The organism is Nocardioides psychrotolerans, assembly GCF_900113685.1.
GTDB classification, from domain to species: Bacteria; Actinomycetota; Actinomycetes; order Propionibacteriales; family Nocardioidaceae; genus Nocardioides; species Nocardioides psychrotolerans.
Window position 1 is genome coordinate 81,060 of record NZ_FOQG01000003.1, and the last position, 12,294, is coordinate 93,353.

A 12,294-nucleotide genomic window follows, 5' to 3' on the forward strand; every position below is an offset into this window, starting at 1 on the left:
CACCCCAGGTCCGCCTCCCGAGCGGCTAGGCGGTCTGCCGCACGCTCTCCAGCGCGTGCGCGCGCTGCACGACCAGGTCGACGACGAGGGGGTGCGGGCCGATGACGTCGGCGATGACCGCGGCCCCGGCGGCGAGCGACTCGTCTCGGGCGCGGTCGGCGAAGAAGCCCGGCGAGAGCAGGTAGGGCGACACGACGTCGCCCGCGCGCACGACCTCGGCGGGCCGACGGCCCAGCGCGGACAGGGTGGCCACCTCGACGGCCGAGCCCCACGACCGACCGAGCAGCTCGGCGGCACGGGTGAGGTCGCGGGTGGCGAGCGGGTCGGAGGAGCCGGCAGCGACGAGCACCAGCCGCCCGTCACCGGGCCGGGCCCCCACCCGCGCGAGCTGCTCCAGCTGCGCCTGCGCGACCAGCCGGTGCGGCCCGAGGGGGCGTCCGAGGACGAGCGGACCGGCAGCAGCAGAAGCCATGCGCGGCAGGTCCTGGCGGAGGTGGAAGCCGGTGGAGAGCAGGAGCGGCACCACGACGGTAGGGGTCACATCGGCCGCGACGACGTCCTCGAAGAGGGGATCGGACAGCTCGACGTAGGAGCAGACCGCCTCGACGCCGAGGGCGAGGCCCGCAGCGAGCGTGATCTGGCGGGCGACCTCGTTGCCGCCGCTCTTGCGGGTGCCGTGCGCCACGGTCACCAGCCGGGGGCGGCGCGTCACGTGCTCACCGCCAGCCGGTAACCGCGCTTCACGACCGTCTGGATCATCCGCGTCCCGATCGCGGCCCGCAGCCGCGCGACGGCCATCTCGACGGCGTGCTCGGAGCCGGCGATGCCGGAGGGCAACGACGCGAGCAGCTCACGACGGGAGACGACGTGACCGGGGTTGACCAGCAGCGCCTGAAGGACCGCCCACGGGGCGGGCGAGAGCTTGACCTCGGAGCCGTCGAGGAGGATGAGGTCGCCGTGCAGCAGCAGCGTGTGGCCAGCGACCTCGAGGGTCTGGCCGCTGGTGCGTGAGGGCAGCTCGGTCTCGAGCTGCTTGACCATCGCGACCAGCCGCGAGCGCTCGGGATAGATCGTCGGCACACCCCACATCTCGAAGGCGGCCGCGGTGACGGGTCCGACACACGAGGCGATCACGTCGGCCTGGAAGGCCCCGACGACGTCCTCGCGCCGACCCGTCGAGCCGGCGGCGTCCATCAGCGCGGCCACGGCGGGGGCCGAGGTGAAGGTCACCGCGTGCACGGCCCGGTCGGCGATCTCGTCGATGAGGTGGAACATCGGCTCGGGGTCCTCGGCCGCCACCACGCGGTAGACCGTCACGGTCGTCACGTCCGCCCCCCGGCGCCGCAGCGCGTGGGCGACCATCGACAGCGACTGCCCGTGCTCCTGGACGACGATGCGCAGGCCGGTGAGGTCGCGCCCGCGCAGGTGCTCGAGCACGTCCTCGAACTCCTCGGAGGCCGGCGACCACAGCTCGCGCAGCCCGCGCCTGCGCAGCGCGCCGACGCTCTTGGGCCCGCGCGCGAGGATCTCGGCGCGCCCCAGCGCGGCCAGGAGGTCGTCGATGACACCCCAGCCCTCGGCGGCCGCGAACCAGCCCTTCATGCCGATGCCGGTCGTCGCGAGGAAGACGTCGACGGGGCGGCTCAGCACCTCGTCGGTCGCGGCGCGCAGGACGGCGTCGTCGACAAGGTTGGCACCGAGCGAGAGCGCGGGCGCCCACACCGTGCTGGCGCCCCGGCGCTCGAAGAGCTGGACCTGCTCCTCGACCTTGCGCGCGGCGGTGACCCCGATCCGGAAACCGGTCAGGGAGGCCGTCGTCCCGTCTAGCTGTTCGATCTCACGCCTCCCACCAGCACCTGGCCGTCGCCAGTGACCTGCACGTCGTACGCCGGGACCCGCACCGCCGCGTCGTCGAGGCAGTGCCCGGTGCGTAGGTCGAACGCCTGCTTGTGCATCGGCGACGCCACGAACGAGATGTCCCCCCGCGTGCCGACGATGCCGCGGGCCAGCACCGAGGCCCGTGAGAAGGGATCGTAGTTGTCCAGGGCGAACACCTCGTCGTCGTAGGTCCGGAAGACCGCCACCGCGGCCCCACCGACCAGCGCCACGACGCCGCCCTCGCGCTCGACCTGGTCCAGCCGGCACACCACCGTGTACGTCGTGGGGTCGCTGCTCGTGGCCTGGCTCGTGGTCGTCATCGGGTCCCCGCCACGGCGCCGAGAGGTGCGCCCACCGCGATGGTGGCACCCAGGACGACCGGACCGTCTGCGTCGGCCGGGGCGATCTGGTCGCGCTCCTCGCGGAAGGTGATGTGCGGGTCGGGCGTGCCGGGCGCGTTGACGAACGACACGAAGCGCGCCAGCTTGTCGGGGTCCTCGAGCGTGGCTGCCCACTCGTCGAAGTAGCCGTCGACGTGGGCGTCCATCGCCGCCTCCAGCTCGCTGCCGAGCCCGAGCGAGTCCTCGACGACCACCTGGCGGACACGGTCGAGGCCGCCGTCGAGGCTGTCGACCCACAGGGCGGTGCGCTGGAGCCTGTCGGCGGTCCGGATGTAGTACATGAGGAAGCGGTCGAGGTAGCTAACCAGCGTCTGGGTGTCGAGGTCACCAGCGAGGAGGCGGGCGTGGACCGGCGCGGCGCCACCGTTGCCGGCGACGTAGAGGTTCCACCCCTTCTCGGTCGCGATGACGCCGAAGTCCTTGGACCGCGCCTCCGCGCACTCGCGGGCGCAGCCGCTGACGCCGCCCTTGAGCTTGTGGGGCGAGCGCAGCCCGCGGTAGCGCTCCTCGAGCATGATGGCCAGCGACGTGGAGTCCTGCACGCCGTAGCGGCACCAGGTCGAGCCGACGCACGACTTCACCGTGCGCAGTGACTTGCCGTAGGCGTGCCCCGACTCGAAGCCGGCGTCGACCAGCCGACGCCAGATCAGCGGCAGCTCCTCCATCCGGGCGCCGAAGAGGTCGATCCGCTGGCCGCCGGTGATCTTGGTGTAGAGGTTGAAGTCGCGCGCGACCTCGCCGATCACGATCAGCTTCGCAGGCGTGATCTCACCGCCGGGGATGCGTGGGACGACCGAGTAGGTGCCGTTCTTCTGGATGTTGGCGAGGTAGGCGTCGTTGGTGTCCTGGAGCGGCCGGTGGGCCGGCGAGAGGACGTGCCCACCCAGCTGGGAGGCCAGGACCGAGGCGACGACCGGCTTGCAGATGTCACAGCCGCGGCCGGTGCCGTGCCCCTCCATCACGTCGTCGAAGCGGGTGTAGCCGTGGACCGCGACGACGTCGAAGATCTCCTGGCGGGTCAGGCCGAAGTGCTCGCAGAGGCTCCGGTCGACGACCTTCCCCACGGAGGCGAAGTGGTCCTCCACGATCTTCTTCACCGTGGGCTTGCACGAACCGCAGGTGCTGCCCGCCCCTGAGCACCTCGTGACACAGGTCGCGTCGGTGCACGGCTCGGCGTCGCCCGCTCCGTCGGTCGAGACCCTCGCGAGGATCTCGCCCTTCGTCACGGTGTTGCACGAGCAGACCACCGCCTCGTCAGGCAGGCCGATCTCGACCGCGCCGCGGCTCGCGGGCAGGATCAGGTCCTCGGGGTTGGGCGGGAGCTCGATGCCGCTCGTGCCGTCGGCGGCGACCATCGGCCGCAGCACGCCGTACGCCGAGGCGTCGCCGACGAGGATCCCGCCGAGCAGGATCGTGCCGTCCCCGTCGGGGTTCTCCTTCACCACCAGCTTCTTGTAGTGGCCCGCGACGGCATCGGCGAAGACCAGCTCGAGGGCGCCCTCCGTGGTGCCGTGGGCGTCGCCGAAGGACGCCACGTCGACGCCGAGGAGCTTGAGCTTGGTGGACATGTCGGCGCCGGTGAACGCGCCGGGTCCGCCGAGCAGCGCGTCGACGACGACCTCGGCCATCGTGTAGCCGGGGGCGACGAGGCCATACGTCCGACCGGCCGGTGCCGCGCACTCACCGATCGCCCAGACGTGTGGGTCGGAGGAGCGGCACTGCTCGTCGACCAGGACGCCACCGCGCTCGGCGAGGTCGAGGCCGGCGTCGCGGGCCAGGCCGTCACGGGGGCGGATGCCGGCGGAGAAGACGACGACCTCGGCCAGGATGGGTTCGCGATCGCGCAGCGCCAGGCCGGTGACGTGCGACTCGCCGAGCACGGCCTCGGTCGCCGCACCGGTGTGCACGGTGAGCCCGAGCTTCTCGATGTGGCGGGTCAGCATGGCGCCGCCGGCGTCGTCGACCTGCACGGCCATCAGCCGTGGCGCCATCTCCACGACGTGGGTCTCCAGGCCGAGCTGGGCCAGCGCGTTGGCCGCCTCGAGCCCGAGCAACCCGCCGCCGACGACCGCGCCGACCGTGGCACCGGCCGCTGCCTCGCGGATCGCCTCGAGGTCCTCGATGGTGCGGTAGACGAAGCAGCCCGGCAGGTCCTTGCCCGGGATCGGCGGGACGAACGGCGCCGCCCCGGTGGCCAGCACCAGCTCGTCGAAGCCGAGCACCTCGCCGTCGGCGAGCAGCACCGTGCGCGTCTCGGTGTCCAACCCCGTGACCTCGGTGCCGGTGACCAGCCGCACCCGCGGGTCGTCGTACGCACCGCCGGGCAGGAGCGAGAGCTCCTCGGCGCCGACTTCGAAGAAGGAGGTGAGAGCGACGCGGTCGTAGGCAGGGCGGCACTCCTCGCCGACGACGATCACGTCGTAGGTCTCGGTGAGCCCGCGCTCGATCGCGGCCTGCACGAAGCGGTGGCCGACCATGCCGTGGCCGACGACGACCAGGGTCAGTCGCTTGTGGTCCGGGGTGGGGGTCATGGTGATCTCCTTCAGGGTGCTGCGGGTCAGGGTGCTGCGGTGAGGGCTGGACGGCTGGCGAGGACCTGGGCGACGGACGACGAGCAGCCGCCGCACCCGGTGGTGGCGCGGGTGGTGGCACGGACCTCGTCGAGCGAGGAGCAGGCGCGGATCCGACCGGCGCTGACACCGGCGCAGGCGCAGATCTCGGCGTCGTCGGCGAGTCGCGCGGGCGGGGCCATGCGGTCGCCCATGAGGAGGGCTGCGGGCTCGGTGCCGGCGAGACGGGTGCCGTGGTCGAAGTACTGCGTGATCAGGCCGATCCGCGACAGGTCCCCGACCAGGGTGGCGGCCACGATGACGCCGTCGCGCAGGACGAGCTTGCGGTGCGACCCGACGATGGGGTTGGTGACCTCGACGACCTCGCCCCCGTCGGCGGTCGCGCGCTCGGGGTCACCGAGGACCGCGACGTCGAGGCCCGTGGCGCGCAGGCGTGCGACGCTGCGGCTGCCGGTGTAGGTGGCGTCTGCGTCGGGGTCGGTGAGGCGCCGCGCGAGCAGTGCGGCCTGCTCCCAGGCCGGTCCGACGAAACCGGTCGTGCGGCCGTCGTGCTCGGCGCAGTCGCCGATCGCGAAGACGTCGGGGTCCGTGACCGAGGCGAGGTGGTCGTCGACCACGATGCCGCGCCTGACCTCCAGGTCGGCGCCGCGGGCCAGGGCGGTCGAGGGACGACCGCCCGCCGTGAGGACGACCAGGTCGGTGTCGAGGGTGTAGCCGTTGTCGAGACGCAGACCGACCGCGCCCTCACCGCCGCTCGTCGAGGGTGTATCGCTCAGCCGCACCGCACGCGCCCCCGTGTAGACGGTGGTGCCGAGGCGACGCAGGTCGCGGGCCAGCACCTGCCCGGCCGGGCCGCCGACCTGGCTGCGCAGCAGGTGCTCACCGCCCTCCACGATCTCGACGTCGAGGCCGCGCACGCTCAGCGCCCGCGCCACCTGCAGCCCGAGCAGGCCGCCGCCGACCACGACCGCTCGTTGGTCAGGGCGGATCGCCTCCATCAGCCGAAGGCAGTCGTCGAGCGAGCGGAACGCGTGGACGGCCTCGTGCAGCCGGCCGTCGAGACGCACCAGCCCGCGGATCGGCGGGAGGCTGGGGATGGAGCCCGTGGCAAGGACGAGCCGGTCGTAGGGCAGCACCGTGCCGTCGACGAGCATCACGTCGCGGCGCTCCCGGTCGACCCCGAGCACGCGTGCACCGAGGCGCAGGTCGACGCCGTGCTCGGCGTACCACTCCGGTGCGCGCAGCGTCAGCGCGTCGAGGCGGTACGTGCCCTCGAGGACGGCCGACAACAGGATCCGGTTGTACGCAGGGTGGTCCTCGTCGCCGAGCACCGTCAGGTGGAGCGCTTGCGCAGGCCCCCCGCGGCCGGTGCTGACCAGCTCCTCCACCAGCCGCGTCGCAGCCATGCCGTTGCCGACGACGACGACGCGACGGGCGCTCATGTCCGCACCGCCGCGGCACAGACCTTGAACTCCGGCATCCGGCTCGACGGGTCGAGCGCGTCGTTGGTGAGCCGGTTGGCGCCGACCCAGTGGAACGGCACGAACACCGTGTCCGGCCGGATCGTCGACACCACGCGCGCGGGCGCCTTGAGCTCGCCGCGGCGCGTGGCCACGACGACCAGGTCGCCGGCGTGGGCGCCGATCCGGTCGGCCAGCATCGGGTGCAGCTCGACGAACGGGCCGGTGTCGGGCAGGTCGCGGATGCGGCGGCTCTGGGCGCCGGACTGGTATTGGGCGAGCACCCTTCCGGTCGTCAGGTGGACCGGATAGTCGTCGCACGGCACCTCGGCGGCACCTCGGTGCTCGACCGCCACGCACCGCGCGCGACCGTCGGGCGTCGCGAAGGCGGACGCGAAGAGCCGCGGGGTCCCCGGGTGGTCCGCGGACGGGCACGGCCAGAACACCCCGTGCTCGCTGCGGATCCGGTCGTAGGTGATGCCGGCGTAGTCGGCCCTGCCGCCGGCCGAGGCCCGCGCCAGCTCGCCGAAGACCTCCTCGGCATCGGTCGAGAAGACCCCGGCGGACTCCAGCCGCGACGCCAGCCCGGCCATCACCTCGAGGTCGCTCCGCACCCCGTCGGGCGGCGGGACCGCCTGCTGGCGCAGGATCACCCGACCCTCGAGGTTGGTCATCGTGCCGGTCTCCTCGGCCCACTGCGTGACCGGCAGCACGACGTCGGCCATGGCCGCGGTCTCCGACATCACGATGTCGGCGACGACCAGGAGGTCCAGCGACTCCAGCCGCGACGTCACGTGGGTCGCGTTGGGGGCGGAGACGACGACGTTGGAGCCGAAGACCAGCAGCGCCTTCGCTCCACCGTCCTGACCGAGGGAGTCGAGCAGCTCGTAGGCCGAGCGTCCCTTGCCTGGCAACGAGGCGGCGGGGACGCCCCACACCCGCGCCACGTGCTCGCGCGCGGCCGGGTCGTCGATCATCCGGTAGCCGGGCAGCTGGTCGGCCTTCTGACCGTGCTCGCGGCCGCCCTGGCCGTTGCCCTGCCCGGTGAGGCAGCCGTAGCCCCCGCCCAGCCGACCCGGCATGCCGAGCGCCAGCGTCAGGTTGATCCAGGCCAGCACCGTGTCGGTCCCCTGGCTGTGCTGCTCGGCGCCGCGCGCGGTCAGCACCATCACCTTGCCCGACTCACGCACCGAGCGGCCGAGCAGCGACGCGAGCGCCCGCAGCTCAGCGACGGGCACGCCGGTCACGCGCTCGACCCGCTCGGGCCACCAGGCGGCGCCCGAACGGCGTACGTCGTCGAAGCCGGTCGTGCGCGCCGCGACGTAGGCCTCGTCGACGTCGCCGGCGGCCACCACGAGGTGGAGCAGCCCCAGCGCCAGCGCGAGGTCGGTGCCGGGCACCGGCTGGAGGAAGGTGTCAGCGCGGTCGGCGGTCGGCGTACGACGCGGGTCGATCACCACCACGTGCCCGCCGCGAGCGCGCAGCCGGTCGAGGTGGCGCGTCGCCGGCGGCATCGTCTCGGCCAGGTTGGAGCCGACGAGCACGACGACGTCGGCCTCCTCGATGTCGGCCAGGGGGAACGGCAGCCCGCGGTCGATCCCGAAGGCCTGGTTGCCTGCGGAGGCCGCGGAGGACATGCACCAGCGGCCGTTGTAGTCGATCTGCGAGGTGCCCAGCGCGACTCGGGCGAGCTTGCCGAGCTGGTAGGCCTTCTCGTTGGTCAACCCACCGCCACCGAAGACCGCGATCGCATCCGCGCCGTGGGCCGCCTGGAGCGACCGCACCCGCGACGCCACGAGGTCGAGCGCCTCGTCCCACGACGCGGTGCGGAGCTCGCCGGTCTCCCGGTCACGCACGAGCGGGCTGGTGAGCCGCTCGCGGCTGCCCCGCAGCCCGACCGCGCTCCAGCCCTTGCGGCACAGCGCCCCCTCGTTGACGGGGAACGCGGGCCACGCCTGCACCGCGAGGGCGGCACGACCCTCACGGACGAGCGTCATCCCGCACTGGAGGCTGCAGTAGGGGCAGTGGGTCGCAGTGGCCGTCATGCCTCAGATCCCGACCCCGGCATAGCTGGTCGCGGCCTGGTCCTCGGCCGGCGTGCGGAGGTAGACCGTCCAGGTGACGAGCGCGCAGACCACGTAGAAGGCGGTGAAGATGACGAAGGCGACCTTGGTGGCGTCGATCGGGTCGCTCACCCAGGGCGAGCCGAACGTGATCGGGATCAGGAAGCCGCCGATCGCCCCGACCGCTCCGATGATGCCGATCGCGGCGGAAGCCCGCTTGGTGGCGTTGAGCACCGCGTGCCTGCGCTCGGGGCTGCCGTCCACGCCGATGCGGTCGGCCTCGGTCTTGAAGATCGCCGGGATCATCTTGTAGGTCGAGCCGTTGCCGATCCCGCTGAAGGCGAAGACCAGCAGGAAGATGCCGAGGAAGAACGGGAAGATCTCCGAGTTGGCGTTGACCGCGTCGAGCACGGCCGGCGGGTAGTCGAACGACGCCGGGTCGGCCGCGATCTGCGCGAGAACCTCGGGAGCCGGCGGCGGCGGCACCGGCTGGAGCAGGCTGACCGTGTGGAGGACGCCGAGGGTGGCGGCGATCATGCCGCCGAAGGCGACCAGGGTGATCCGCGCGCCGCCGTACTTGTCGGCGAGCCAGCCGCCGAGCGGGCGGGCCATCGAGCCGACCAGCGCGCCGAGGAAGGCGTAGAAGACGAAGTTGATGCCGATGCCCGGGATCGAGGGGACCGGCTGGCGCCAGAAGTTGAGCTTGATCAGCAGCGGCATCGCCGCGGAGTAGCCGATGAAGGAGCCGAAGGTGCCGATGTAGAGCAAGGACATGACCCAGGTCTGCTTGCTCTTCAGCACCGCGAGCTGCGACCGGGCGTCGGCCTTGGCGGTGCCGAGGTTGTCCATCAGGAAGTACGCCGCCGCGGTCGCGACGACCGCCAGACCGGCGTAGATCCAGGCAGCGCGCTCGAGGTGGATGCCGCCCTCGCTCGCCTTGACCAGGCCGAAGATGCCGGCGCCGCCGACGATGACCGGCAGGAAGAACTGGATCAGCGCGACGCCGAGGTTGCCGCCGGCGGCGTTGAGGCCGAGCGCCGCGCCCTTCTTCGCCGCCGGGTAGAAGAAGTTGATGTTGGCCATCGAGCTGGCGAAGTTGCCGCCACCGAAGCCGGCAGTGGCCGCGATGATGCAGAAGGCCCAGTACGGCGTCGCGGGGTTGGTCACCGCGACCGCGAAGCCGAGCGTCGGCACCAGGAGCAGCGCGGCGCTCACCATCGTCCAGTTGCGACCGCCGAAGCTGCCGACCGCCAGGGTGTAGGGCACCCGCAGCAGCGAGCCGACCAGGTTGGGGATGGCGACCAGGAGGAACAGCTGCTGCGCGGTGAACTCGAAGCCCTGGGCCAGGAGGAACGCCGACGAGACGCTCCAGATCAGCCAGACCGAGAAGCCGAGGTGCTCGGCGAAGATCGACCACACCAGGTTGCGCCGGGCCACCGTCTGGCCGGTCTCGGCCCAGAACTCGGGCTCCTCAGGGCGCCAGTCGTCGATCCACCGACCGGTCCTGCGCTGAGGTGCCGCCGTGGCCTGCTCGGCCGGCGGGGTGCTGGTCATGGTCATGTGAGGGCTCCTGGGAACGTCGGGATGCGCTCATCAAAGGCAGCGCAGGTTTCGCCGGCCCGCGGACGAGCACACCCGAGAGGTCAACTTGTCCTCACGGCCTCACAGTCCTCACGACCCCACAGCCGCGACCGTTCGTCGTACGGCGGCGACCGCTCGGCGCAACGCCGCTCCCGCTGGCCGCAGGGGCGGCGCACACCCCTCCACGCGACCCGACTCACCCTCTTACGGTGACGACGATCACATCCCGCGTGAAAGGGGCCCACCGTGACGTCCGACGTCCACACCGCTCACACCCAGTCCGAACCGCACGATCCGCTCTACGCCGAGCTGGCGGTGACCCCCGAGTTCGTGGAGCTGCGCCGGCTCTACCGCGGGTTCGTCTTCCCAGCGACCGTGGCCTTCCTGGCCTGGTACCTGCTCTACGTCCTCATGTCGAACTGGGCGACGGGGTTCATGAACCACCAGCTCTTCGGCAACATCAACGTCGCCCTGGTCTTCGGGCTGCTGCAGTTCGTGACGACGTTCCTGCTGGCCTGGGTCTACAGCCGCTTCTCGACGAGCAAGCTCGACCCGCTGGCTCGCGACCTCAACGACCGCTACGAAGCCGGCCTGAACGCGAAGGGCCGCTGACATGGATCACCAAGTCCTCACCACGACCCTGTTCATGTCGGTCGTCGCCCTGACCATCGGCATCACCTTCTGGGCCAGCCGCGACAACTCCGGCAGCGACAGCTTCTACGCCGGCGGACGCTCCTTCTCGCCGATCCAGAACGGCCTGGCCATCGGCGGCGACTACATGTCGGCTGCCTCGTTCCTCGGCATCTCCGGCGCCATCGCGCTGTCCGGCTACGACGGCTTCCTCTACTCCATCGGCTTCCTGGTCGCGTGGCTCGTCGCCCTGCTCCTGGTCGCCGAGATGCTGCGCAACTCGGGTCGCTACACGATGGCCGACCAGCTGGCCTACCGGATGAAGCAGACACCGGTCCGCATGGCGGCCGCGACCTCGACGGTCGTCGTGTCGATCTTCTACCTGCTCGCCCAGATGGTCGGCGCCGGCACGCTCGTCGCCCTGCTCCTCGGCGTCGACAGCCAGACCGTCAAGAACCTCGTCATCTTCGGCGTCGGCATCCTGATGATCTTCTACGTCACCGTCGGTGGCATGAAGGGCACCACCTGGGTCCAGATCGTCAAGGCCGTCCTGCTCATGGCCGGCTCCGCGGTGATCGTGGTCCTGGTGCTCGCCAAGTTCAACTTCAACCTCTCCGACCTGCTCGGCGCCGCAGCCTCCAACTCCGGCAAGGGCCAGGCGTTCCTGGAGCCCGGCCTGAAGTACGGCGTCTCGACGACCAGCAAGATCGACTTCATCAGCCTCGGCATCGCCCTGGTGCTCGGCACGGCAGGTCTGCCCCACATCCTGATCCGTTTCTACACGGTGCCGACCTCGCGCGACGCCCGGAAGTCAGTGCTGTGGGCGATCGGCCTAATCGGTGTCTTCTACCTCTTCACGCTGGTCCTCGGCTTCGGTGCCGCGGCGCTGCTCAAGGGTGACAAGGCCGCCGAGGTGGCGACCAGCAAGGGCAACCTGGCCTCGCCACTGCTCGCCGAGGCCGTCGGAGGTGGTGCCGGCTCGACGGGCGGCGCGATCCTGCTGGCGGTGATTGCGGCAGTCGCGTTCGCGACGATCCTCGCAGTCGTGGCCGGTCTGACGCTGACGTCGTCGGCGTCCGTGGCACACGACATCTACAACAACGTGATCAAGAAGGGCAAGGCCACCGAGAAGCAGGAGATCCGGGTGACGCGCATCGCCGCGTTCACCATCGGCCTGGTCGCCATCCTGCTCGCGATCCCGGCGCAGAACCTCAACATCGCGTTCCTCGTCGCGCTGGCCTTCGCGGTCGCGGCGTCGGCCAACCTGCCCGCGATCGTCTACAACATGTTCTGGCGCCGCTTCAACACCCGCGGTGCGACGTGGAGCATCTACGGCGGCCTCGCCTCGTCGCTGCTGCTGGTGTTCTTCAGCCCGGTCATGTCCGGCAAGGGCGTCATCGACGGCGTCAACCAGAGCCTGCTCCCGGCCAGCATCGACATCTCCTGGTTCCCCCTGGAGAACCCGGGCATCCTCTCGATCCCGCTCGGCTTCCTCTTCGGCTACCTCGGCACCATCAGCCGTCGCGAGCCCGAGGCCGAGGAACGCTTCACCGAGCTCGAGGTCCGCGCCCTCACCGGCGCCGGCTCCGAGAAGGCGATCATCCACTGAGTCCGTCGCCCGCCTGAACCGATGTCGGGTGGATCCCTCCGGGGGGAGGGCCGCCCGGCATCGTCGCGGCAGGCGCCGTTCGCAGTGCAGCAACCTCGAAGC

At 71.5% G+C, this 12,294-nt stretch carries 9 protein-coding genes; 2 read left to right on the forward strand and 7 right to left on the reverse strand.

All coding sequences use genetic code 11. The annotated features are described in order from the left end of the window. Positions 1-25 precede the first annotated feature (25 nt). The 7 genes from BM204_RS04780 to BM204_RS04810 are packed head-to-tail and all read right to left on the reverse strand — an operon-like array spanning position 26 to position 9,932. On the reverse strand, positions 26-712 hold the full coding sequence (locus BM204_RS04780) for a sirohydrochlorin chelatase (protein ID WP_091110873.1): 687 nt from the start codon (positions 710-712) through the stop codon (positions 26-28). Next, positions 709-1,836 (reverse strand): uroporphyrinogen-III synthase, encoded by a 1,128-nt coding sequence (locus BM204_RS04785; RefSeq protein WP_091111222.1) that lies wholly within the window; start codon positions 1,834-1,836, stop codon positions 709-711. The genes BM204_RS04780 and BM204_RS04785 overlap by 4 nt, the downstream gene beginning before the upstream one ends. After that, complete coding sequence (gene nirD, locus BM204_RS04790) at positions 1,824-2,198, reverse strand: nitrite reductase small subunit NirD (RefSeq protein WP_091110875.1); 375 nt, start codon at positions 2,196-2,198, stop codon at positions 1,824-1,826. Before nirD ends, BM204_RS04785 begins: the two co-directional genes overlap by 13 nt. Beyond that, positions 2,195-4,810 (reverse strand): nitrite reductase large subunit NirB, encoded by a 2,616-nt coding sequence (gene nirB / locus BM204_RS04795; protein WP_091111224.1) that lies wholly within the window; start codon positions 4,808-4,810, stop codon positions 2,195-2,197. Before nirB ends, nirD begins: the two co-directional genes overlap by 4 nt. A 26-nt stretch (positions 4,811-4,836) precedes the next feature. Further along, positions 4,837-6,291 (reverse strand): FAD-dependent oxidoreductase, encoded by a 1,455-nt coding sequence (locus tag BM204_RS04800; RefSeq protein ID WP_091110877.1) that lies wholly within the window; start codon positions 6,289-6,291, stop codon positions 4,837-4,839. Beyond that, the gene (locus tag BM204_RS04805) at positions 6,288-8,354 is read right to left on the reverse strand and encodes a molybdopterin oxidoreductase family protein (RefSeq protein WP_091110878.1); all 2,067 of its coding nucleotides are present in this window, start codon (positions 8,352-8,354) and stop codon (positions 6,288-6,290) included. Before BM204_RS04805 ends, BM204_RS04800 begins: the two co-directional genes overlap by 4 nt. Before the next feature lie 3 nt (positions 8,355-8,357). Beyond that, positions 8,358-9,932, reverse strand: coding sequence for an MFS transporter (locus BM204_RS04810; protein ID WP_246166382.1), 1,575 nt, complete (start codon positions 9,930-9,932; stop codon positions 8,358-8,360). Between the two features lie 267 nt (positions 9,933-10,199). Between BM204_RS04810 and BM204_RS04815 the strand changes: the two genes are divergently transcribed. Then, positions 10,200-10,565 (forward strand): DUF485 domain-containing protein, encoded by a 366-nt coding sequence (locus BM204_RS04815; RefSeq protein ID WP_091110881.1) that lies wholly within the window; start codon positions 10,200-10,202, stop codon positions 10,563-10,565. A gap of 1 nt (position 10,566) precedes the next feature. Continuing rightward, on the forward strand, positions 10,567-12,192 hold the full coding sequence (locus BM204_RS04820) for a monocarboxylic acid transporter (RefSeq protein WP_091110882.1): 1,626 nt from the start codon (positions 10,567-10,569) through the stop codon (positions 12,190-12,192). The last annotated feature ends 102 nt before the right edge of the window (positions 12,193-12,294 follow it).